The sequence below is a fragment of the Tuberibacillus calidus DSM 17572 genome (genome assembly GCF_000430685.1).
Lineage (GTDB): Bacteria > Bacillota > Bacilli > Bacillales > Sporolactobacillaceae > Tuberibacillus > Tuberibacillus calidus.
In genome coordinates, this window is the sequence record NZ_AUMM01000049.1 from 1 (window position 1) to 23,453 (window position 23,453).

Here is a 23,453-nt window from a genome sequence, read left to right on the forward strand (position 1 = left end):
ACAGCCCCAAAAGTAAACGTCAACGTCTTTTTATCTTTACGTTCTCTTTTCCATCCTTCTTTTCTTTTTTCATTCACAATGGCTTCATCGAGTTGACCAAAGACAATGCCCATCACGTCGGCAAATGTGCTGTACATCAGCCGTTTAAGCTGTTCTTCAAACGAAATAAAATCGCGAGTTTCATTTAACAATTGGTATATTTTTGGTATAATGTTTTCCATGAGAAGGCCTCTCTTCAAATGTATTTGCTTGGTGGCATACATTTATGTTAGAGTGCCTTCTCTATTTTTTTCCATCATTTTGCTTCGAGAAATATTTTACACATACTTGGTGCGGGGAAAAGAATTTAATTACACCGCGTCTTTCCGCCATAAGCCAAAAAAAGATGGACGACATGTCGAGCCCTTTCGAAAAAAATTGTCATGATTCGATATCCTCTATAACGCCAACAAGAAATCTTGTATAATAAAAGGAGCAAACACAAATGAAGAAAGGAGGCAAAGGGGCAATGGCTAGCGTCACCAACGAGATGATCTTGCAGGCGATCAAAGAATTGTCCGCGCAATTCACCGACCACAAAAAAGAAACCAATGAGCGCTTTGAACAAATCGACAAGCGGTTTGAACAAATTGACCAACGTTTTGAGCGCGTGGAAAAAGATATTGGGCAAATCAAAGAACAAATCACCGATTTGGCAACAGGCCAAAAGATTCTCGTTGAAGAACTGTTTAAAAATAAAACGGAAATTAAAAAGATTAAAGACCTATTAAATATCTATTAATCGTACCAATCGATCCGCTTTTTTGTTTTGCAAACATATTCTGCCGCACTTTTAACAGTAACACACCTGCAGCAAGCCACCCACTTTTCGTTTTTCCACTCACATTGCCATTTTAGAAGCAAAAAAAATGCCCCCAACGCATTGTCTGCTGGACGTCAAAGTTGTTTTATACTTTGGTGCTTTATGATGCGATCAGTACACGTAACGAGCAGCATTCGTTTTTCTAGCCATTGGGACTTAAATGGATGATTTGGTCACACATATTAAATATCTTTTCACGATGGGAAATGATAAAGACGATTTTATTTTTAAAGTACGTCTGGATGTTTTTTAACAGCTCGTTTTCCGTTTCGGGATCCAATGCGCTATTGATTTCATCGAGAATCAGAATATCGGCTTCTTTTAATAAGGCGCGAGCAACAGCCATTAACTGCTTTTCACCGCCTGATAAATTCATGTTCTTCTCATCAACCATCGTCATATACCCGTCCGGCAATTTCATGATCTTTTCATGAAGGCCGATCGATTGACATACCTCATAGACTTTCTCGATATCCATATTTTTAAAACACGTCAGATTATCCAAAACGGTCGCGGGGAAAAGATGAACATTTTGCAAGACATAGGATGTATGCCTCATCATTTCGTTTTCAGAAATAAATTGGTTCGATATTCCATTAACAAAAATACCTTTGGGCTTATAAAAACCGCAAATGAGATAAGTCAAAGTGGTTTTGCCGCTGCCGTTTTGGCCTTTTATTCCGACCACCGTTCCCTTTTTGAAGTCAAAATTTAAATGGTTGAAGAGCTTTTTGCCTTCATATTCAAAACTAACATCCTTAAACGTAATGCTTTCAATGCGATTGATGGCGGTGCCTTTCCCGTCATCTGCCATTTTAAACTCAATTAGAAAAGCAATAATCCGGGTAAACGAGGTTTTGATATCTCTCAAGATAATATCGATCTCAATGATCGTTCTGAGTTCATAGGTCATTTGAATGGCATAAGTATTCAAGGTAAATATTTGACCGATATTCGCCAATTTATATAAATATAAAATACCGCCAATTACCACCGTCAACACTCTAAAAATGGATGAGGAGAAAAAGTTAACGTTTTTAACAATGCTTACTCTCGTTGCGATATTCACATGGCGTTTGAGGTTTTCGTCATTTCGCTTTTTCAATAGCTCAATCGATTTGTCTTCAAGCGAAAAGATTTTGGTTGTTAAAAAACCGGTCAGTTGATTCCGCAAGTCAATTAATAGCATTTCTTCAGAGTGTTTATATTTTGTATAAAGCTCTTTGAGGGGTTTCGCCATGATTCTATGGATGAGGATAATAACAATATAGAGGGCGATCATAATAAAGGCGAGCAGATGACTGACGACAATCATCATCACGATAATGGCTACGGTGTTCGTTATGGCATCAAAGAGTTGAAAGACACTCGAAAACGTCTTTTCAATTTTTTCGGTATCTCTAATGACTCTCGTAATGATTTCGCCTTCGCTTTTTTTGTGAAACTTTGCCATCGGGGAATTTAAAATATTGGCATAGCAAAAAGCTCTTATATCGTTTTCTACCCCTTTATTGACGCGTTCAAAATTAATATCAACAAAAATCTGAAGCGCATCCCAAATAAAATAAATAGTCGCTAAAAGGATGAGACTCAATATGAGGTTTTGTACGGAAATATAGCGAATCTCCAGATCATGAATGATTTTGCCAAGGATGTAAGGAACTGATATCGAGCAGCCAATAATCACCAATTGACTCAAGAGGATCAAATAAATTTTGCCTTTATACGGTTTGAGAAACTTTAAAAACAGACTTAGTTCTGAATGATTAACTCGCCTCAAAACTACCTCACCTCTCCTCATTCACGATTTGCCCATTTAAGTCCGACCGTCCGTTCAACCATGAATGCTTCAAATGCCTATGGTTTTTTATTAACATTTCGACTCCGTGGAATTATCTTGAAATTATTTTAGCAAGATTTTACGCCTTAAGCCATGCAAAATTTTATATTTTTAACATATATGCCAAGCTGTATCTTTCATCATCACTTCCCATTTCCTATGGGGCAAAAATGACTTTTATATAACATCATTATTTTATTTTGAATCTTGAAAATTACCAATTTTAGGATAATAATGGAATTAACAAGCTCGTTACTCCTTTTTTGGGGATTGTTGAAGTGGGGTTACGCCATCAATACCTGAAAAGGGCGAGGTGCAAGCTTTTGAATGATAGGCTCGGGGAGTGAGTTTTGTGAAGCGCAAAATATGGATGCTGCTTTACTACGTCATTTTCATTTGTATCGTTGTTTACTGTATTCATTTACGCGTGCAAAATCATAAATTGGAAGGCTATGTCAATGAAAATCTAAACAATTTATTAAAACCGATTGAATTAGATTTACAGCAAAATCAAGAGATATTAAATAAAGCGATCAATAGCCATGCCCTCTCTATGATGGACCTTCAAAGCCTATCCTTACTGTTGAATGATATCGTGATCAATCTTAATGACCTCATGACGATTGAATCACATATTACTGACACTGAAAAAGCCGGCTCCATCACCAAAGAATTATTATTTAGAGAAAAGAAATATATCGATAGCATAAGGGGCGGATTAACTCGACTAAACGAAGAGCAGCTGCAATCATTAAAGAAAATGAAAGCGATCCATTCCACTTTGTTGAACATTTATGCAGATGAGGACATCGCGAAAACGCATTTTAAAGTCACAAACGAAAAGTGGTTATCAGTCCTTAAGAGGATGGATCAAGACATCGTCAAGAAAGATCTTGATGGGGCATTTTGATCTAAAATGATCGACAATCATAAACGTCATGTGGGACAGATCACAGGTGGGTCTGTTCTTTTATTCTTTGATTAAAAAGAGTAACTGTATAAAATTTATACTATCTAATTTGTTTTTAACGATTTAAAAATTGAGTGCTAGGGATAATGCCGAAAATAAAAACACAAGGAGTCTCCGAAAAGTTCGTTTAGAACCAAAATCTTTCCACCATAGTTCTAAAACCTTCACAGAAACTCCTTGCTACACCTTTATACTATTTAATATTAACAAGTTCAATATCTACCATTTTTGCAAAATCTTCCATTTGCTCAGCTGTTAAATCGAAAGAGAAAACCGTATGATGACCTCCGCCGTTCTCAATCCATTTTTGGACGCCTTTATAAAATCCCACTTTTGGTGTCCAAAGTTGTCGGGCTACTGGTAATCTTGGGGCTGCTTCTTCAGGCTTTTTCCCGTTCACTTCGTACATTATAAATTTAAATTGATTTCCAAAATCAGAAATCGTAATGTCAATAGCATCCCCATCAGAACCATCAAAAACAAGACGTGCAGGGTCTTCTCTGTTACCAATGGATAAAGGATGAACTTCCACTCTTATTTTGCTGCTAGCCAGAGTTGGATCGACTTCAAGCATGTGGGATCCTAAAATTTCCTCCTGACCTTTAATTAGGTTGTATGTATAATCCTCCATGAACCCTGTTTTTTTATTATGGGCCATAATTTTGAGCAGGCGATCAAGGGCTGCCGTTTTCCAGTCCCCTTCCCCCGCAAATCCATAACCTTCCTCATTTAATCTTTGTACAGCCATGCCTGGAAGTTGTTTCATCCCCCATAAATCTTCGAAATTAGTCGTAAACGCTGTATAGTTACCGCGTTCTAGAAATTTGCGCAAGGCAATTTCAATTCTTATTTGCTCTTTCACATGTTCTTCAAAATAAATGGGGTTATTATTACCAATTACAAATTCATATTTCTCTTTACATTCTTCATAGGTCGCTTCTATTTCTTGTTCAGTGACCTTCTTCATCTCAGCTACCAAATCACCGATACCATAGTAATCAACAGTCCAACCCAACTTAATTTGTGCCTCAATTTTATCGCCATCAGTGACAGCAACATTACGCATGTTGTCCCCGAATCTCGCCACTTTAATATTAAAACTTTCATTAAATGCAACAGCTACATCCATCCATTTGCCTATTTGAATTTGGATATTTTCATCTTTCCAATGTCCAACAATAATTTTATTGTTTTTATTTAATCGCGCATTAATATAGCCGTATTCACGGTCACCATGAGCACTTTGATGGAGGTTCATGTAATCCATATCAATCGTTTTCCATGGGATATGATCAATAAATTGAGTAGCCAAATGGAGAGAAGGCTTTTGCAACAGTTTCATACCCCTGATCCAGTTTTTCGCAGGTGAGAATGTATGCATCCATGTAATGACACCTGCAACATTATCATTATAATTAGCTTCCTTCATTACTTGTGTTATATTTTCAGCAGTAGTAGCAACCGTTTTGAATATAATTGGATACGGTAGCTTCCCACTGGCATTTAATTCTTTAATAATTTGAAGCGTGTTTGCCTTAACAGCATCCAAAGCTTCTTTTCCATATAACTTTTGGCTACCAACTACAAACCAAAATTCATAGTCTCTTATTTTTAACATAGCATTAACCTCCATAAAAATTTATTTCCTTTGTTTAAATTGACCGTAATAGGCATTTTCTCCGTGCTTCCGTAAAAAATGCTTATCCAGAAGAAATTGGTCAATATGAATTTGGTGAGGATTCAGTTGTAGCGTATGATAGGTCATCTTCGCCACTTCCTCCAGTACAACCGCATTGTGTACAGCCATCATCGCTGATTCCCCCCATGTAAACGGTCCATGATCATTTACCAAGACTCCCGGAACATCTTCTGGATTAATTTGACGCGTCTCAAAGGTTTCCACAATTACATTACCTGTTTGTTTCTCGTATTCAGTAACCACTTCTTCTTTTGTCATGGGTCGAGTGACTGGAATAGGACCATAAAAAGTATCTGCATGAGTTGTTCCCGCTGCAGGAATATCTAATCCCGCCTGCGCAAACGTAACAGCCCACTGAGAATGCGTATGGACAATCCCCCTAATTGCAGGAAATCGATTATAAAGCACACAGTGGGTAGGGGTATCACTTGACGGTTTTAATTCACCTTCAACAACTTTCCCGTTAAGATCTACCACAACCATTTTTTCAGGCGAAAGCTCTTGGTAATTAACACCACTAGGTTTTATTACTATCAACCCCTTTTCACGGTCAATACCGCTTACATTTCCCCATGTAAATGTGACCAGATTAAATTTAGGTAAAAGCATATTCGCTTCATATACCTCTTTTTTCAAATTCTCAAGCATTCTCTGATCACTCCCTCTACATATAAATTTTTTGTTTGACAACTCATTCCTAATTATTATTTTTTTAAAACACGTACAATTAAGATACTATAATTTTTGTACGTATAAGTCAACTAAACAATATTTGTTTGTATATAATTTTGATGTCTATTAGAATATATTATAAAAAAGTAATTGCTTATAATAATTGCATTCTTTGAATCCCCTTTCTCCTTCTCTATTATACATTGTAAAGGAATAACCCGATAAACCTAATGGTTATTCCTTTATTATTCGTACCTACAAATGATATTATATTTGATTTATTCGTATAACTATGTTAGAATATACCTGAATTTTGGAATATTTTTTCCTTACTTGAAGACGTTAAATATTGATTATATGTTTACTAACCAAATTAATGAAAGATGAGTTCTCTGTTTGAAGAATGCATGAGATTCTCTTTAGTTAATGTATTAATTTACGGATGTTACATACAGCTATAATATGATTAAAAATAATTACCAATGGCTCTTTATGTAAAACAAGGCGTTATTCAATCTAGAGTTATAGTAGGAAAAAATATTTTTTATTCGGCAAGTTGACGAACATTCTACTTATATACCTAAACACGTGGGGTACCCATAAGATATTTAAGAATTCCATAAAAAATGAAATATACCATTTAAAAGGTTGGGAGATTTTATGAATTTAGTTGAAACTTCGAAAGCTATTAAACAAGGGGATATTTTTCTAGGCATTGAATTGGGTTCGACTCGTATTAAATCTGTGTTGATTACAAAAAACTTTGATATTATCGCTTCTGGCAGTTATGTTTGGGAAAACAACTTTGAAAACGGAATTTGGACTTACTCATTGGAGGAGGTTTGGAGAGGTATACAAAGCAGCTATTCGCAAATTTTGGCAGATGTACAAGGCAAATATCATACACCGATAACAAAAATTAGCGCCATTGGTGTAAGCGCTATGATGCATGGATATTTAGTATTTTCTAAAAGCGGCGAATTGCTGACACCATTCCGGACTTGGCGTAACAATATTACAGAAGAAGCCGCTAGCGAATTAACAACTCTCTTTAATTTTAATATACCCGAACGATGGAGTATTGCACATCTGTATCAAGCTATTTTAAATAAGGAGTCCCATGTCAATAACATCAACTTTATAACCACATTAGCTGGATACGTACATTGGAAATTATCCGGTGAAAAGGTATTGGGCATTGGGGATGCATCGGGCGTCTTTCCGATTGATGAAACTACTAAAAACTACCATCAAGATATGCTAGATATATTTAGTAATTTGGAAAAGGTGAAACAATACCAGTGGGACATTCGAGAGACCTTACCTAAAGTTTTAATCGCTGGTGAACCCGCTGGTACCTTAACAAATGAAGGGGCTCAATTACTAGATGTCAGCGGACATCTTCAACCTGGAAGTCTTATGGCTCCTCCAGAGGGAGATGCTGGAACCGGCATGGTTAGTACGAATAGTGTTCGAAAACGGACCGGTAACATTTCCGTCGGTACGTCCGCTTTTTCCATGCTCGTCCTTGATAAGCCATTAAAAAAAGTACACCGAGATATCGATGTCGTTACAACACCAACCGGTTCCCCCGTTGCAATGGTTCATACGAATAATTGCTTATCAGATATAAATGCATGGGCCAATTTGTTTAAAGAGTTTGCTGAACGACTTGGTATAAATTTGACTACAGATCGTCTTTTTGAAACATTATTTTTAGTAACAACCAAAGCCGAACCTAATGCTGGCGGGTTATTAAATTATAGTTATTTATCTGGTGAAAACATTACAAAAATGCCGGCAGGACGCCCTCTTTTTGTTAGGGAGCCAAACAGCTCCTTTACACTAGCCAACTTTTTTCTTTCACAATTATACGCTGCACTGGCACCTTTAAAAATCGGTATGGATATATTGAAAAACGAAGAGGAAATCGAAACGAATGTTTTAATCGCTCAAGGCGGACTTTTTAAAACACCCATTATCGGTCAACAAATTCTTGCTAATGCCTTAAATACACCAATCACCATTATGAATACAGCCGGTGAAGGTGGTGCTTGGGGAATGGCTATTTTAGCTGTCTATGTTATGCCAGACGAACAATCCATTAGTTTGGAAGATTTCTTAGATCAGAAGGTCTTTTTACACCCAAAAAGTATAACTTTAAATCCAGAACCAGAAGGAGTACTAGGTTATCAACAATTTATTAAAAAATATAAAGCCGGATTACCCATTGAAGCAGTTGCCATTAATTCTTTTCCCTAAAAATAAGAATTTCAATAAGGATATACAGAGGTCTGAGTAGGGGCCTTTTCTCCTGAACCTAGAAAAAAAGGTTGACTTTTCGGTCAACCTTTTTTCGCTTATAGAAATTTACATGTTCTTACACAATGATCTATTCATTTCTTGCCGTGTTATGCGCGGAAACTACAGACGGACTAATCTTTCTCACCGAATGTCTTTCAATCAATTCCGGTTCATATATTTTTGATGATACAGACTGTTTATTTATCATATCTATAATCATTTTACCAGCATCAAGGCCCATTTTTTCTTGCGGGTGTCGTATGGTAGTTAATCCCGGGTTCATATACTTCGAAAATTTATAATCATCAACACCTACAATTGAAATATCATCTGGGACTTTTAAACCTATTTCTTTAATAAAATTTATTACTTGGAGTGCAAGCTGGTCGTTATAGCAGACAATTGCTGTAGGAACAAACTTTGATCTTGTAAGAATGGTATGAAGCTTACTAAACAGATTATTTTTATTTTCTTCTGTTTGATACATCATAATTTCACCCATATTTGATATCTCAGGGTGTTGTTGATAAGCCTGAATATATCCATTCATACGATGAATGCCTTGTTTATCATCAACCTTAAAAATGCCAACAATTTGTTTATGACCTTTCGAAATTAAATATTCGGTACAAATTTTACCGACTTTGACATCATCCATGATCAAATAGGGCGCATCTATATCATCATAAACGGCGTTAATAAATAGCATTGGGATCCCCATTGATTTGATATTATCATAAATACCCTTGTTGAAATTATTCAATGCACTTCTCGTCGGTTCTATGATGAGGCCCGATAAATTGTTTTTTAAAAGATTTGTCAAGCTTTTTCTTTCTTTCTCCGGATTATTTTGCGTATTAGCAATTAAAATGGAATAACCATAATTTGAAATATAATTGTCAATGCCCGCAATAATATCAGGAAATATATAATCTGCAATATGTGTGGAGATCAGACCAATCGTCTTGTTTTTGATTTCAGGTTTAGGTTTACTTTTCCAATCATCTACAAATATGCCGGCCCCTTGAATACGATAAACAAAATTTTCCTTTTCAAGTTCGTCAATCGCATGCCTAACTGTGAATCGGCTAACATTGTAGATCTCCATCAGTTCCGATTCTGTAGGTAATTTTTCATTAACTTTATATTCCTCAGATAAAATTTTCTCACTTATATCTTGTTTTATCCGTTCATATTTTTTAGTCATAATATGTAACCTCTAATAAGTTTTTGATTTTTATTTATTCTAAAAATTAAATTCATTATTGAGACTTTTACTACAGTTCTCAAATTGATGAGTTGCAAAACCATAAAATCTACCTATTATATAATATCATAAAAGCATCCATAAATAAAAGAAATAAACGGTTATTTTTAGGCGTTTAGGTATTTTTAATCGTTATAATAGGGTCGGCATATCATAAAGTTAAAATAAAACAAATAGCCCATAAACCTTAAAGGTTTACGAGCCTTGTTTCTAATTTGCTCCTTCATGATTGTTTTCAGGTTTATCCTTTATTTTCCATATTTGTAATGCTGAATATGCAGTGTATAGTATTACAATTAACATGCACGCATAAAATATGATACTTAACACAGACGACATTTGCCCATTTTTGTAATCCCGAACCATAGCCTCAACTAACCATACAAGACACGCTATAGAAGTCAAAGCATATAAACGCATTTTTGCTTTATCATTCATTTCCATCCCTCTTTAAACGCATCACACTTTGCACATACAATGATTTCCCCAATTTTGGAAAATACATTTTTGTGAATTATTCAAAAAAATGAACGTATCATGGCAATATTTTAATTTTCGAAAAACAGTCAATTTTTGCCTTTATTAGTTATAAATTAACGCTTTCTTAACTTTGGTATAATATCGACCGCAACTGCCAGAAGTAAAACTAAGCCTTTAAAAGTTTGAATTAATGCAGAATCTACCCCCATTATTGATAAGCCTTGGTTTATAACCCCCATTACTAACGCTCCAATGACAACACCTGGTACAGTACCAATACCCCCTGTAACTGCTGTACCACCAACAAAACACGCAGCAATCGCATCAAGTTCAAAAGACGTCCCAGTGGCAGCAGATGCGGAACTCAAACGGGAAAGCATTGCAATTGCCGCTACTGCTGAAAGAAAGCCCATGTGGACAAAAAGGATAAAATCAATCTTCCGCGTGTTAATCCCCGATAGAAGTGCTGACCGACGATTGCCACCAATCGCATAGACACGGCGGCCAAAAACAGAACGTGTCAATATATAGTGGTAAGCCAAAACAAGAACGCCAACAATCACCAATATAATTGGTATCCCACCCTGAGTAGCGTTACCAGATGATGCAAATTCAAATGTAAGAGCACCAATAACAACGATTGCAATAGCAATTTTAATATAAGTTGCTAAGAGGGGATCAGGAGTCAATCCCACCTTTACGGCTTTGGCACGCTTTCTAAATTGGGACCATATAAAAGCGATGATAGCGAGAATCCCGACAACAATGGTCAAACCATCAAACGGCCCCCACCAACCTAAAATATTTGGAAGATAGTTTGCCGCTATGGCATTAAAAGATGTATTATTGACAGGAATAGAAGCTTTTATCAAAGTGGTTGCAAGCCCCCGGAAAATGAGCATGCCCCCTAAAGTAGTAATGAAAGCTGGAATACCAACAACAGCCACCCAGAACCCTTGCCATACTCCGATGAGAAGACCTATAAGTAAACCGGCAATAATGGATAATAACCAATTCACATGCATATCCTGCATTAATAAAGCGACAACTCCGCCGATAAACCCGACTAAGGAGCCTACTGACAAATCAATATGAGTGGCAATGATGACCATCACCATACCTACTGCAAGGATGATGACATAAGCATTTTGCTGTATTAATTGAACAATTGTATTTGGTTGGAGTAAAAGCCCCTTAGTTAAAATTTCAAAGATGATAATTATTGCGATCAGCGCACCAACTATCCCATATTGTCGGGCATTCGCAGTAAAAGCTGCTAATACTGCCCCTTTCTTTACATTCTCATTTTTCTGATGGGATAAAGATTCTAAACTCATAATCCTCCTACCTTCTTTACCTTTTCCTTTTCTTTAGTCATACCCTTCATAAGGTACTCTTGAGTAAATTTCGATTTTGGAACATCATCGGTGATCACGCCTTGGCTGACAGTATAAATCCGATCACATATACCAATTAGCTCAGGTAACTCCGATGAAATGACTATAATGGCCTTTCCTTCATTAGCAAGTTGATTAATAATCTCATAAATTTCATATTTTGCTCCGACATCAATCCCACGTGTAGGCTCATCAAGAATCAAAATATCTGGGTTAGAAATCACCCATTTCGTTAATAGCACCTTCTGTTGATTTCCACCTGAAAGATTTGATACTTGTTCTTCAATATTGGGCGTTTTTATATTAAATTCCTTGCGATATTTTTCAACAGCAATACGTTCCTTCGCCTCATCCATGATCCGATATTTCGCAAACTTGATGAGGGATGAAAGCGTAGCATTCTCTCGAATATTTCGCAGGAGATTAAGACCGTAACCTTTCCTGTCTTCAGTTACATACGCAATCCCAGCTTCAATTGCCTTCTTAACCGTTGATGTGTCAACTTCCTTGCCACGCACATACACTTTTCCACTAATCCCCGAACCATAGGTACAGCCAAAAATACTCATTGCCAACTCCGTTCGACCAGAACCCATGAGCCCGGCAAGCCCAACAATTTCACCTGCACGCACATAAAGATTGGCATGGTCTACAATCACACGTTGATGATCAACGGGATGATGCACGGTCCAATTTTCCACACGAAAGATTTCGTCACTAATATGCGGTACACGCTCTGGATAAAGATTAGTAAGTTCACGGCCAACCATTTTATGAATGAGTTCATCTAGATCAAGTGGATGCTCTTTTGAATTAGTCATCCTACCAACTGTGGCACCATCACGAATTACCGTCACATTGTCAGCAATGGCCTTAACTTCATTCAACTTATGAGAAATAATCACCGATGTAACGCCTTGTTTATCACGCAAATAACGTATGATTTCTAGTAAATGAGCCGAATCATCATCATTCAAAGCGGCGGTGGGCTCATCGAGAACGAGAAGTTTAACCTTCTTCGATAATGCTTTCGCAATTTCTACAAGTTGTTGCTTACCTACGCCCAGATCAATAATTTTCGTATCGGGGTCTTCATCAAGACCAACTTGTTGCATCACCTTAATAGCAGCCGCTCTAGTTTCTTCCCAATCCATTATTCCATACTTCTGACGTTCATTACCAAGAAATATATTTTCAGCAATTGACAGGTACGGGGTTAATGCCAATTCTTGCTGAATAACTACAATGCCCTGTTCTTCAGAATCTTTGATTTTCTTAAATCTACATTCTTTACCCTCATAAATAATGGCTCCCGAGTATGATCCATATGGATACACTCCGGACAAGACATTCATCAACGTCGACTTTCCAGCCCCATTTTCTCCACATATAGCATGAATTTCTCCACGAGTAATTTCTAAATCTACATTATTTAGGGCTTTAACAGGGCCGAAAGTTTTCGTGATGTTTTTCATTTGTAATAGTAATTGGGAATTAGACATATTACTCTCCTCATTTACATAAGGTCATATACCTAAAAAATGATAGAAATTTCATGGCGACTTGCTACTCCTTATTGCAAGTCGCCATGAATATTTTCATCTATCACTTAATAATTGGAGCAGCGATATCCTTTTGATATTGGTTCTCGGTAATGAATCCAACTTCTACTTCATAGTGCAACCCTTTTTGGTCGCCTTTTGGATTCTTAACTAATTCGTCTGATTTCAATAACCAAGTTGGAACATCTTTCTTACCATTGTTCATAGGTTGAGCGTTCGGTTTCGGTTTTTTACCATCAGCAACTTGTGTCAAGATAGAAGTGGTCTTTTTGGCAAGTAATGCAACATTCTTAAAAACAGTCTCTGCCTGTGCACCATAATATATATTAGTAATCCCAATATCCATGCCATCTTGGCCGGTAATCACTGGCCATGCAGACTTGTTATCTGGATGTGATGGATCGAATGGAATCGACGGAGACATATCAGGACGTGCATTCTTGATAGACTTCATAACCCCAAGTGAGATTGCATCATAAGGAGATAGCACAGCGGCAAGTGGTTTTTGTCCCAATTTAGTCATAAATGCATCCATTTGCTTTTGTGCTTGGTTTTGATCCCATGCGTGAACCGAAATTTTCTTCCAATCTTCAACTGTGAAATCCTTGGTTACAATTCCTGATGGATCAACTAATTGCCCTGACTGGAAGTATGGCTTTAGCAAATCCCATGCACCCTTAAAAAAATAAGGTGCATTGTTATCATCATCCGAACCGGCAAAAAGCGCAATATTCAGGGGTTTGTCCTTACCACCATTACCCTTCAAATCAAGCTTATCGATAATGGTATTTGCCTCGAGAATACCCGTGCGTTCAAGATCAAACGTCACATAATAATCAACGGCATCAGTATTCATTATTAAACGATCATAAGCAATGACGATGTCACCTTGTGCTTTTGCTTGCTCAACAGCTGGGCCAACAGCGGTGCCATCAACAGCTGCAACTATAATTGCTTTAGCGCCTGCAGAAACTAGATTGTTTATATCACTTGATTGTTGTGATGGGCTGTTATTTGCATACTGGATCTTAGTCTTAAATCCTGCCTTTTTAAGATACTTTACCAAATTGGCACCATCAACGTTCCACCGCTGATCAGCTTTAGTAGGCATTGAGATCCCAATCAAATCTCCTTTTTTAAGCGTATGAGTGGTTGATTTTGTTGTTGAGGATCCACGGGTAGAACTGCCGCAAGCTGTCAACAATGCAACACTTGCAAAAATTATGACAACTGCAGTTAAAAATTTTTTAATATTCATTTGAGATCTCCCCTTTCTTAGTTTTGACTTCTAATATTTAATAGATAAAAATATGTTCGAAAAATGATCTAAAAAATACAAACTGGAAATCCTTTTAGAATGGGTATATTAGCGTGGTTGAAATGTTTACAAACTTCGAAGGCATATGCACTCTAAGTTAAACGTAAGCCTTTTAAAGTTCTTCTAACGATGGGGGCCAATAACTTTTAAACACTTTTTCTCATTATTAACTCCCAAATCCTATAGTTTAATTCATTTTAAACAAAACTTAACCCTTAAATATGTACGGATAAATGCGAATAGCTGATTAAAATATCCAAAGGTAACGTTATTCTAACTTTTTTCATATTTTTATATTTCCCCCTTTTCAATATAAATAGCGCTTACAAATAATAATATAGTATTTAAGTACGTACATGTCAACAAAATATTTTACATATACTTTTGCGTTTCTATATATGTACGTATAAATTTTATATTATAAGAAAAATTTATATTACACTTGGAGTAGGCATGCTATCGATTTATATCTATGAATCAAATAGATTGGTATTTCTAATGCTTGTATAATGATATGAATAATCCGCTAAAGGTTTTTGAACGTGACATGTGAACACTTTTCTTTGAGATGGGAAAAAATAATGCTTGATTCTTTGAGAAAATTACGGTGAAACCGGTTTTATCGTAGTTATCTCAATTCGACTGAAAGACAATAGTTGGCCAGCAAAAAACGTGTTGCTTTTTTCTATGCGATTAATGGTTGGACGACTTCCTTTGTCATAAGTCGATTTCAGGGGCCAATCACCTCGCCCACGTCCCTCAAGAAATAACCAAAAAAATTTATAGTTTTTTCATAAATATCCAAAATATGGTGTTTTGTCTATGGTTCAGGTTCCTCGAGGCTTGGATAATGGTTTCAAAAAGGAGCCTGGCCTTGAAAAGAAACGATGCGAATAAGGAAGCTTTTAATCAAATCGTTGGGAAAAATGTTAGGGCGATTCGACAGATGAGAAATATCACGATTGAAGAACTCGATTATAAATCCGGGGTTGATTATACAACGATCCATGCGATTGAACTTGGAAAACGAGGCAGTTCCTCTTATACGCTGGCGAGACTGGCAAAAGCTCTTGGTCTTAAGAATCCCGCCCCATTTTTTGACGGTGCCATGGAACTCCTGTCGGTAAACGAGGATGAGGAAGAATAAGCCCCCCCACCTTCCTTAATCCCGCACACCTCCCCTCTAGCCTTTCCATCTTTTATTTCCTTTTTACCATTTTCTAAAGAGCGCCCTGCCATAGCCCATACCGCTTCTCAGCCCGTGATTTTCAAGGTCTCTCCTCATCCCATTGAAAAGGAGAATGCCTATGAGCGAACACGTACTTCCGGACTATGACATTCACAAAGGCACGATTGCTGTCTTGTCCGCCGCAGCCATCGAGTACAGCGCAATCGTTCTCGAACCCGACCAAACGCTGTACATCAGAAAACCGCCTCTGCAGCTGATTAAGGAGGCATGCCTTGAAGGTGGCTCCACGTATGACGGCCGCCGCGAAGCTGTCACCCACTTAACAGGGGCGCAAAACAAAGTGCCGATCCCCATCAATCCGCGCGAATACCTCTATGCTTTTCCGACCCACTCACCGCAACTGTTCGAATGCAACTGGCTTTTCTATCATCACATCCACAGGATCCAACCAAAACCGAAGACTCCCGGTTCATCCATCGTCACATTCAAAACCCGAAAAGACCCACTCACCTTAGACGTTTCCCATCATTCCTTGCAAAAACAAATCCAGCGGACCGCTTACTGCATCGTCCGCTTCTCCATGACCCATCTGCAGCGACTGCCGTGGGATGAGCCAGTACAAATATGATAAATATGGTATCGTAATAACATTTCCTTCCTTAAACTTATTTCTTTTCACTGATTTACCTATTTATGAGGAGTAACTTGAGATATATACTTTTCGTCAAGCGTAAAAATATTTTCAATAATAGTGTAAAAAGCATGAGCAGTGAACTGGATAGGTAATAAACATTATTTTGGAATGTATCCTAATGTTGATTGGCGTTTAATAAGTTTAACTTCTAAATCAACTTCTTTAAAGTCTGTTTTAGCATCTTCAATATTGTATATAAGTCTGTTCGTGGCAACTGCTCCAATTTTATAAATCGGCTGCTCCACCGTGCTGATTTCCGGTTCAACCATTTCAGTTAATTCTATACCATCAAAACCTATGATTGCGATATCTTCCGGGGTGGATATGTTTAACGATTTAAGTGCTTTCAGTGAACCGATAGCCATTAAATCATTAGCAAGGAAAATACCGTCCACATCAGGATGCTCTTGAAGTAATTTTTCAGTCAACTGTTTCCCGCTTGTTAATGTGAAATCTCCTTCGTACACTATTGGTGGGTTATCCTTCGACATCTTAGCCACTGTTTCAATATATCCTCGCTTTCTTTCTAAAGAAAGCGGAAGGCTTTTGGGCCCACTTATATGGGCAACCTTTTTACATCCGACTTCAAATAAGTGTTCAACGGCGATCTTGGCCCCTTTATAATTATCAACACCAATTGAATTTTCTGTGTTATAAGCAGCGGCTCTATCAATTCGAACAAAAGGAATGCCTAACTCCTCAATCCTTTTTAGAGATCTTATATCAAGATTAAAAGATGCTACAATTATACCATCTATATATCTATTTTGTATCTGACTCCAAAAATAATGGTCTTTTAAATCATCTTCATAAGTATTAAGTAAAACAATAGTATATCCTTTTGATTTCGCCACTTTCTCAATGGCTACAACAAGTTCTGGGAAGAAAGGGTTTGCAATATCCGGTATTATTAAAGCGATCGTTCGTGTTCTTTTCTTCGCAAGGCCTCTTGCAATTTCGTTAGGTTGAAATTTTAACCGATTCATTGTTTTTTCACTTTGTTTTCAGTTTCATCACTAACGTAACCGCTTTTATTTATTAACCGAGAAACAGTAGCAACTGAAACCCCCGCTTCTTTCGCAACATCCCTTATTGTTACTTGTTTATTAGCCATTTATTGTTCCCCTTTTTCTTTATCTAATCAATATATATTCATAGTTGTATTTTATCAATAAGAGCTTTAAGTGCAAAATTATTACAGCTCCCCAATTCTTTTAGTTATCTTCTAATTCTTTTCAGTCAATTGAAAGGAATGGAATTCAGACTTTCCTTTATTCAGTAGTCCAAATCCAACCATTCCATAGGCAAAATCTAATCCTTTGTGGGACAATACTTTATCCCCATTGATTTCAAAATTTATTTGGTCTCCCAAAACAATAATTTTGAAATGGTAATTGATACCCTTTTTCCACTGATAAGAAACAGTCTTAATTTTCTTATAGCCAAAGTCATTTTTTATCAATGAAACTTGCCCATCACCGTCAAATCCAATAAAATAATATCGCTCAGTCCCAAGTGACCGGAAGATGAGGCCATGGCTTTCACCTTCGATGGGACTTATATCGCTCTCTAGTTCAAAATTTCTAGTGTAATAATTGCCCGTATATGAAGTAGCATCCTCATAAGCAGTACAACTCATATAACCATCTTCAAGCAGCCATTCACCGCGATGGTGAGCAAAAGGAGTAATACTTTTAAACTCAATCGCTTGTTTGTTAAAATCAATGGTATATTGAGCATTTCCATGAATATGAAACTCATCGATAAATAATTTCCCGAATGCACGGTTGGTTAGCGGTGACGGACTTTCGACAATATAACCGACTTCATCAATCATAGCACCACCCAATTCAGGTATCACAAACTCTACATCATTCCATTGGTGATTTTTCAAAACAATAGGTTGCAATTTCAAATCTTCTTTATTAAATGTGTTCCTAACATACGGTGTAATATACACCTCTTCGCCTTGCCATTTATCTAAATAAATTTTAACGGAAACAATTTGTCCGCTATAGGCTTTAGGTGAAAATGTTGGTTTATATTTTTCATCATTAAAGTCTTCTCGACGATAAAAGGGTTTATAAAAAATTTTACTTTGGTCACCATCAACCATCCGGTCAAACAGAACCTCTAAGGAACCTTTGTGATGAAATCCCACATCATTACTGTGTTTTAATAATGTTTTAAAATTATTACTAGTTTTAAAACCATGTGTAGAACCAGGAAGTCTAAAATCAAAATAAACTTCACCATACCGCACACTTTCAGTTAATGTATTCGGAGCCTTTTCGCCGGACAATTCATAGCCCATAATCACTAATTCCTTACAAAAAGTCGGTATATCCAAAATATTCAAATAACCAGAAACGCTTGATGTTACAATAGTATCGTTTATAGGCTTACGATAATGATCTGGGATGCCATCAATACCATTGAAAACACCTGTAATGGTTCCGACATTTCCTGCATTACAATCTGTATCCCATCCGCACATGGTGGCAATTTCAATTGTCCTAGAAAAGTCACCTTTACCATAAAGTAATGCAAGAACTACAACACCTGCATTTGGTATAATATGACATACTCCAGTATACTTATCATAGCCCCATTCATCTTCAGAAATACTCATTCCCCTTTCATACATCTCTTTGATCATAAAAAATTCCCCTCTCGTAATCACGAACCATAGCTCCTCTCATTGACACTATGGTTCTATTGTAAGTGGGGAATTTTATTCCGGCTATATTGGGGATTTTATCATCGGCTTTAACATATTTTAAAGAGTATTGAATACTTGATGTTGAAAAAGATCTCACTGGAAGATTGACTAGCTTAATACAGCTTGGCGATGGTTTGGTCTTTTTAAACCGGTAGATGTATGCGTTTACAACCAAGATTTGATTACAGGCAACCACCTTTATGCGTGTCCTTCATATTTACCTCTCCACTAAAAGAATTCAACTTACAAATCTTTAGGATGAATAGGATGTCTTAATCTCTCCAACGTTTCCGCATAATAAAGTTGTTCCTGATATAGCCAAATGGACCAGAATTTAATATTGATGTTATTCACTAAAAAAGCCCACTCTAATCCGTTTTGATTAGAATGGGCCTTTCTATTTCAAATGCAATTTTGCGACGCACTCGACATGTCTTGAGAGGACAGAATTGATGTCATTTGAGTATGTCTGTTCTCGTAAACATATCCATGGTGTTTTTGGCGCTATCGGTAGACGGGAACATATCTACCAATCGTACTGATTGCGAAAAGGAGCTGTGACATAAGTCCCTAGAAAAAATCGCATGAAATTACGAAAAATCGTTCTTTTCATGCGATTTATTGGGTAAAAGGAAAGGAGCACCGGTTGCCGCTAATGTCCCAACATTTAATCCAGAAAGAACTAAACAAAATGCACACTAATATAACATAAATCAACTCACTTTGGATTTATCTACTTCATTTTCTCCAAAAGGATCTTTGCAAAATAATCATATCAACCAGCTGCACACTACATTCAAAAATCGGATTGTCATCATTGTCAATAAAAATTTTTATGTTATGATAACAAACAACTTATCTAACTTCTGTCGGTTACGCGTCCGACAATCTTTCATCGATATGCTCCAAAAAATAGAAATACTTTTCAATCCTTATCCATTAATGCCGATTTGTAAATCATATATTTCGTTTAATAAGTTCCTTCTTCTCCTTGAGATGTTAGAATTAACGGCCCATCTTTCGTGATTGCCAAGCTATGCTCATATTGACAACTTAAACTGCCATCTAGAGTTCTTGCTTCCCATCCATTAGAGATCATCTTTACTTGCCCATCACCCACATTCACCATGGGTTCAATCGTGATGACCATTCCCTCTCTCAGGCGAACCCCTTTCCCAGGTGTCCCATAATGAGCAAAGAAAGGTTCCTCATGGATACTAGGTCCAATGCCATGAGCAATAAAATCTCGTACGACGCTATACCCTTGTGCTTCTACATAAGCTTGTATGGCATAACCAATATCCCCAGTCCGATTGCCAACCTGTGCTTGCTCGATTCCAAGATAAAGAGCCTTTTTAGTTATCGCCATCAAATTGTCAACTTCCGGTGTGCTTGCACCTACTACATAAGCCCAACAAGAGTCCGAGATCGCGCCATTTAAATAGACACACATGTCAACTTTAACCAAATCACCTGACTTTAAGACTTGTTTTTTGGGGAATCCGTGACAAATTTCATCATTCACACTGATACATGTAGCATACTTATAACCTTCAAATCCAATTTGGGCAGCAACTCCTCCATGACTTTCGATGTAATGACGCACAAAAACTTCAATGTCCCAACTGGTAATTCCTGGCTTGATAAAATCTCGTAGATGGATATGAACATCGGCTAATAACGATCCAGATTCAGCCATCAACTCAATTTCCCTTTTAGATTTTAAGGTAATCATGTGTACTCCCCGCTTTCAAATTTTTATAAGATTTTGTTACAAAGTTTCAAACTGATTTAATTTCCCATATTTCTACCGAAGTTTTCAGCAAGAATGCCGAGTAGCCTTTTTATTTCTCTACAGTCCAAAAAAGAAGAAGATTTCTTCTTTTCATCCTCGGAAACATAGCAATATACGATGGCTATTTTTTTAGGAGAGCGTCGTCCGTTGGAGCATATCAATAAATTTCATATAACATTCTTTTCGCTCTAATAAAAATCCGTTCTCTCGAGTGGACGCTCTAATATTCTCATGTTATCTTCCCTTTTGATATTTAAAAAACGCTATATACCAACGATCCCTTTTCCCTTCATCCTCTTTAGAAATATAGATTCCATCCATTTGCTTTCAATTTCTTTGATAACGATAGACCTCAGCAAAACAAATCCTCCTCAAGCTTCATATTAGCTAGATGTCTTCTTTCTGAGCTGTGTTGGGTAATTTAGATTCGCTTTCAATCCTTGTATCTTTTAATAGTTCTTCAAACCATTGAACGTTTACTAAATGATGAGAACGTGAATTTTCCAACATTTTTTTAAAATAAGTAGGGATATCTTCATTATGTTGTAGTGTTTGATCTAATAAAAAAATTTTCCTTTTCGTTTGTTCAATTTGTATTTTTATTAGCTTTATGAATTCCTCTTTTTTATATTCGTTAGCAAATAACATCGCTGCATAAAAAGAAAAATTTATATAATCGGTCTTAGAGCCATACTTAAACATTAATTTTTCTAATTCTTTGTTTCCTCGTTCAGTAATGATATAATTATGCTTTTCTCTAGTATTGTCTAGCTGCTCGACTTTTTTAATATATTGCTTTTCTTCTAATTGTTGAAGATTATAGTAGAAGGACCCTTTCGTATAATTTACTATATATTTATAGTGACGCTCCTCCATTAATGCTAATAATTCGTAACCATAAGAACCTGGTTTTTGTTTTAATAAACCTAAAATTAGTAGTGGAATCAAAAAAACACCTCTTTAGACTCTGAATTGGTATTCTGTGATGCTAAAGTTTACCTCTTGTAGATTTGTTTAAGTTGAGCTTCAAATTCAGGATAGGAAATTTTTTCCAACGCCAATTCTAGGCTTTCCATATATATTTTTTCTGTTTGTGTATGTGGTCGATCACAATTAAGCTTGATCAACTCATTTTCATTATTTAATGGTTTTAATATATGCTGCCTATTAGAGAAAGCTTCAAAATATCGTAAACCAAATTTTCTTTGCGAAATTGCATCAATGTGGATACCATCAGGATTAGATGTTAAACCTTCGGCTGTGACAAAATAACAATGATCTTGTTCGAAAGCAAATTTTTGCAATTCTTGATTGATGAGGTTATATTCCGTACAATTTTTCTCGAACCCTTCTTTACCTAGAAAATCTCCTAAGCCACCAATAATGATCGGTATATTGGGGGCACTTAATTCCTTTCTAAGAGCCTTCATAATGGCAAGTAATTTTTGGTAATAGACTTTATACTTCCCATTCATACTATCGCTTTCTCCTTGGTGCCAAAGAATTCCTATTAACTCACTATTCTCCATAGCAAATTTTGCTTCTGTTATAGCATGTCTAAAAAGAGTCTGATCTACATGCCATTCATCAAGTGTACTTCCTCCTTCCGCACAGGGAATTAAGCCAATCGTTTCTTCTCGGTTTACATTGCACCATGCATCTGCAAAGGAAGCAGCTAAACTGACTCCAGAAACAGGGCGATCATAATTAATGGGTTCCGTCATCATTTGCCATCCCCCATTACGTAACATTTTAATCCTTTCATTATAAATTGGAGGTACATCATTGATAAAGCCTCGTCCTGCTATATTCGATTGCCCTATCATTAAAAATGATTTAATCATTTTCTTCATCCTTTCTTTCCATTTTCGAAGTAATCCTTTCAAGCTTCAATCAATATTGAAGAGATGCTCCACTCATTGACTGCTTCAACCAACTTTATTGAGTTATAAAAATAATCATAGTCTAATTAGACTAATTCTCAACTCTTAAGTTTTGACGCGACAAAGATCCATTCCGCCATCCATCTGACATTCACGCTTGACAAAATCGACAATTCTCGATAAAATAAATTGTATGAAACAAGTAGATATTTTTAAAGCATTATCTAATGAAGCAAGATTGAAAATCTTAGAATGGCTGAAGGAACCAGATTCCTATTTCACTCCCCACGAAGGGATTGATATGAACAAAACCGGGGTATGCGTTAGTCAAATTTCAGAAAAATTAGGAATGACGCAATCGACGGCATCTCATTATCTCTCGATGCTTTTACAAGTTGGACTTATAAAAGCTGAACGTATAGGGAAGTATACCTATTACAAAAGAAATGAAGAGGCCATCAATGGGATCGCTGAGTTCCTAAAGCAAAAGGGATAACTGGGTGAAGCTGAATTCCTTACATTGTTTGGGGGATTCAGTTTCATCTCCGCTTAAATATATCGTTAGTATTCACGATATATTTTTTTGAATAAACATATCGATAATTAGCAATATATCGATGTAAAAACATAAGAATAAGGAGGGACATCATTTGTCTAATACTTTGAAAATTTATATCTTGGCAAGCGTTAGTTTTTTAGTGGGAACTTCCCAATATATTGTTTCAGGAATTTTAGATACGATTGCAAATTCACTTGAAATAACTTTAGCTACAGCAAGTCAATTAATGACAATTTTCTT

The 23,453-nt window shown here is 36.5% G+C and carries 20 protein-coding genes and 2 pseudogenes; 7 read left to right on the forward strand and 15 right to left on the reverse strand.

Annotation, left to right across the window (positions count from 1 at the left end; translation table 11 throughout):
• Nucleotides 1-221 (reverse strand): UPF0236 family transposase-like protein (locus H532_RS18720; protein ID WP_038112319.1); only part of this gene is annotated, 221 nt, incomplete at its 3' end.
• A 263-nt stretch (nucleotides 222-484) separates the two neighbouring features.
• Here H532_RS18720 and H532_RS0111870 point away from each other — a divergent pair.
• Complete coding sequence (locus H532_RS0111870) at nucleotides 485-781, forward strand: hypothetical protein (RefSeq protein WP_051263294.1); 297 nt, start codon at nucleotides 485-487, stop codon at nucleotides 779-781.
• A 223-nt stretch (nucleotides 782-1,004) separates the two neighbouring features.
• Here H532_RS0111870 and H532_RS0111880 read toward each other — a convergent pair whose 3' ends face one another.
• On the reverse strand, nucleotides 1,005-2,642 hold the full coding sequence (locus tag H532_RS0111880) for an ABC transporter ATP-binding protein (protein ID WP_027725663.1): 1,638 nt from the start codon (nucleotides 2,640-2,642) through the stop codon (nucleotides 1,005-1,007).
• 412 nt (nucleotides 2,643-3,054) lie between these two features.
• Here H532_RS0111880 and H532_RS0111885 point away from each other — a divergent pair, with 412 nt between their 5' ends.
• The gene (locus H532_RS0111885) at nucleotides 3,055-3,612 is read left to right on the forward strand and encodes a hypothetical protein (protein WP_027725664.1); all 558 of its coding nucleotides are present in this window, start codon (nucleotides 3,055-3,057) and stop codon (nucleotides 3,610-3,612) included.
• 253 nt (nucleotides 3,613-3,865) lie between these two features.
• Here the strand turns inward: H532_RS0111885 and araA are convergent, their stop codons facing one another.
• On the reverse strand, nucleotides 3,866-5,290 hold the full coding sequence (araA, locus tag H532_RS0111890) for an L-arabinose isomerase (RefSeq protein WP_027725665.1): 1,425 nt from the start codon (nucleotides 5,288-5,290) through the stop codon (nucleotides 3,866-3,868).
• A gap of 21 nt (nucleotides 5,291-5,311) precedes the next feature.
• A complete protein-coding gene (locus tag H532_RS0111895; RefSeq protein ID WP_027725666.1) occupies nucleotides 5,312-6,019 on the reverse strand; it encodes an L-ribulose-5-phosphate 4-epimerase in 708 nt (235 codons plus the stop codon).
• A gap of 684 nt (nucleotides 6,020-6,703) precedes the next feature.
• Between H532_RS0111895 and H532_RS0111900 the strand changes: the two genes are divergently transcribed.
• Nucleotides 6,704-8,305, forward strand: coding sequence for a xylulokinase (locus tag H532_RS0111900; protein ID WP_027725667.1), 1,602 nt, complete (start codon nucleotides 6,704-6,706; stop codon nucleotides 8,303-8,305).
• Nucleotides 8,306-8,435: 130 nt separating this feature from the next.
• On the opposite strand, the gene H532_RS18725 is transcribed toward H532_RS0111900, so the two are convergent.
• The 5 genes from H532_RS18725 to H532_RS0111925 form a co-directional block, all read right to left on the reverse strand.
• Nucleotides 8,436-9,554: a GntR family transcriptional regulator gene (locus H532_RS18725; protein WP_051263295.1), complete on the reverse strand. Its 1,119-nt coding sequence runs from the start codon at nucleotides 9,552-9,554 to the stop codon at nucleotides 8,436-8,438.
• A 270-nt stretch (nucleotides 9,555-9,824) separates the two neighbouring features.
• On the reverse strand, nucleotides 9,825-10,052 hold the full coding sequence (locus H532_RS18730) for a hypothetical protein (protein ID WP_051263297.1): 228 nt from the start codon (nucleotides 10,050-10,052) through the stop codon (nucleotides 9,825-9,827).
• Nucleotides 10,053-10,207: 155 nt separating this feature from the next.
• Complete coding sequence (locus H532_RS0111915) at nucleotides 10,208-11,431, reverse strand: ABC transporter permease subunit (RefSeq protein WP_027725668.1); 1,224 nt, start codon at nucleotides 11,429-11,431, stop codon at nucleotides 10,208-10,210.
• Nucleotides 11,428-12,993, reverse strand: coding sequence for an ATP-binding cassette domain-containing protein (locus H532_RS0111920; RefSeq protein ID WP_027725669.1), 1,566 nt, complete (start codon nucleotides 12,991-12,993; stop codon nucleotides 11,428-11,430). Before H532_RS0111920 ends, H532_RS0111915 begins: the two co-directional genes overlap by 4 nt.
• 103 nt (nucleotides 12,994-13,096) lie before the next feature.
• Nucleotides 13,097-14,311 carry a substrate-binding domain-containing protein gene (locus H532_RS0111925; protein WP_027725670.1) on the reverse strand — a complete coding sequence of 405 codons (1,215 nt, stop codon included), beginning with the start codon at nucleotides 14,309-14,311 and terminating at the stop codon, nucleotides 13,097-13,099.
• Nucleotides 14,312-15,245: 934 nt separating this feature from the next.
• Here H532_RS0111925 and H532_RS18735 point away from each other — a divergent pair.
• The gene (locus tag H532_RS18735) at nucleotides 15,246-15,518 is read left to right on the forward strand and encodes a helix-turn-helix domain-containing protein (protein WP_162142933.1); all 273 of its coding nucleotides are present in this window, start codon (nucleotides 15,246-15,248) and stop codon (nucleotides 15,516-15,518) included.
• Nucleotides 15,519-15,678: 160 nt separating this feature from the next.
• Nucleotides 15,679-16,188, forward strand: a complete 510-nt coding sequence (locus H532_RS18740; protein ID WP_051263298.1) for a competence protein ComK — start codon at nucleotides 15,679-15,681, stop codon at nucleotides 16,186-16,188.
• Between the two features lie 164 nt (nucleotides 16,189-16,352).
• On the opposite strand, the gene H532_RS18745 is transcribed toward H532_RS18740, so the two are convergent.
• The 6 genes and pseudogenes from H532_RS18745 to H532_RS0111965 form a co-directional block, all read right to left on the reverse strand.
• On the reverse strand, nucleotides 16,353-17,240 hold the full coding sequence (locus H532_RS18745) for a LacI family DNA-binding transcriptional regulator (protein ID WP_245566463.1): 888 nt from the start codon (nucleotides 17,238-17,240) through the stop codon (nucleotides 16,353-16,355).
• Nucleotides 17,237-17,368, reverse strand: a complete 132-nt coding sequence (locus H532_RS20850; RefSeq protein WP_245566464.1) for a LacI family DNA-binding transcriptional regulator — start codon at nucleotides 17,366-17,368, stop codon at nucleotides 17,237-17,239. The genes H532_RS18745 and H532_RS20850 overlap by 4 nt, the downstream gene beginning before the upstream one ends.
• Before the next feature lie 1,308 nt (nucleotides 17,369-18,676).
• A pseudogene (locus tag H532_RS21035) lies at nucleotides 18,677-18,937 on the reverse strand (ADP-ribosylglycohydrolase family protein); the annotation flags it as partial.
• A gap of 1,009 nt (nucleotides 18,938-19,946) precedes the next feature.
• Nucleotides 19,947-20,711 carry a type I methionyl aminopeptidase gene (gene map / locus H532_RS0111950; protein ID WP_027725671.1) on the reverse strand — a complete coding sequence of 255 codons (765 nt, stop codon included), beginning with the start codon at nucleotides 20,709-20,711 and terminating at the stop codon, nucleotides 19,947-19,949.
• A gap of 447 nt (nucleotides 20,712-21,158) precedes the next feature.
• Nucleotides 21,159-21,719 carry a PadR family transcriptional regulator gene (locus H532_RS0111960; RefSeq protein WP_027725672.1) on the reverse strand — a complete coding sequence of 187 codons (561 nt, stop codon included), beginning with the start codon at nucleotides 21,717-21,719 and terminating at the stop codon, nucleotides 21,159-21,161.
• A 47-nt stretch (nucleotides 21,720-21,766) separates the two neighbouring features.
• Nucleotides 21,767-22,615 carry a sialate O-acetylesterase gene (locus tag H532_RS0111965; protein ID WP_027725673.1) on the reverse strand — a complete coding sequence of 283 codons (849 nt, stop codon included), beginning with the start codon at nucleotides 22,613-22,615 and terminating at the stop codon, nucleotides 21,767-21,769.
• A gap of 232 nt (nucleotides 22,616-22,847) precedes the next feature.
• Here H532_RS0111965 and H532_RS0111970 point away from each other — a divergent pair, with 232 nt between their 5' ends.
• Both H532_RS0111970 and H532_RS20390 read left to right on the forward strand, forming a co-directional pair.
• Nucleotides 22,848-23,150 carry an ArsR/SmtB family transcription factor gene (locus H532_RS0111970; RefSeq protein WP_027725674.1) on the forward strand — a complete coding sequence of 101 codons (303 nt, stop codon included), beginning with the start codon at nucleotides 22,848-22,850 and terminating at the stop codon, nucleotides 23,148-23,150.
• 154 nt (nucleotides 23,151-23,304) lie between these two features.
• Nucleotides 23,305-23,453: pseudogene (locus tag H532_RS20390) on the forward strand (MFS transporter); the annotation flags it as partial.

Excerpts from the sequence above, each read along its gene's own strand:
- H532_RS0111870 (WP_051263294.1), top strand. The coding sequence starts at position 485 with ATGAAGAAAGGAGGCAAAGGGGCAATGGCTAGCGTCACCAACGAGATG.
- araA (WP_027725665.1), bottom strand. The coding sequence starts at position 5,290 with ATGTTAAAAATAAGAGACTATGAATTTTGGTTTGTAGTTGGTAGCCAA.
- H532_RS0111895 (WP_027725666.1), bottom strand. The coding sequence starts at position 6,019 with ATGCTTGAGAATTTGAAAAAAGAGGTATATGAAGCGAATATGCTTTTA.
- H532_RS0111900 (WP_027725667.1), top strand. The coding sequence starts at position 6,704 with ATGAATTTAGTTGAAACTTCGAAAGCTATTAAACAAGGGGATATTTTT.
- H532_RS18725 (WP_051263295.1), bottom strand. The coding sequence starts at position 9,554 with ATGACTAAAAAATATGAACGGATAAAACAAGATATAAGTGAGAAAATT.
- H532_RS18730 (WP_051263297.1), bottom strand. The coding sequence starts at position 10,052 with ATGAATGATAAAGCAAAAATGCGTTTATATGCTTTGACTTCTATAGCG.
- H532_RS0111915 (WP_027725668.1), bottom strand. The coding sequence starts at position 11,431 with ATGAGTTTAGAATCTTTATCCCATCAGAAAAATGAGAATGTAAAGAAA.
- H532_RS0111920 (WP_027725669.1), bottom strand. The coding sequence starts at position 12,993 with ATGTCTAATTCCCAATTACTATTACAAATGAAAAACATCACGAAAACT.
- H532_RS0111925 (WP_027725670.1), bottom strand. The coding sequence starts at position 14,311 with ATGAATATTAAAAAATTTTTAACTGCAGTTGTCATAATTTTTGCAAGT.
- H532_RS18740 (WP_051263298.1), top strand. The coding sequence starts at position 15,679 with ATGAGCGAACACGTACTTCCGGACTATGACATTCACAAAGGCACGATT.
- H532_RS18745 (WP_245566463.1), bottom strand. The coding sequence starts at position 17,240 with ATGAATCGGTTAAAATTTCAACCTAACGAAATTGCAAGAGGCCTTGCG.
- H532_RS20850 (WP_245566464.1), bottom strand. The coding sequence starts at position 17,368 with ATGGCTAATAAACAAGTAACAATAAGGGATGTTGCGAAAGAAGCGGGG.
- map (WP_027725671.1), bottom strand. The coding sequence starts at position 20,711 with ATGATTACCTTAAAATCTAAAAGGGAAATTGAGTTGATGGCTGAATCT.
- H532_RS0111965 (WP_027725673.1), bottom strand. The coding sequence starts at position 22,615 with ATGATTAAATCATTTTTAATGATAGGGCAATCGAATATAGCAGGACGA.
- H532_RS0111970 (WP_027725674.1), top strand. The coding sequence starts at position 22,848 with ATGAAACAAGTAGATATTTTTAAAGCATTATCTAATGAAGCAAGATTG.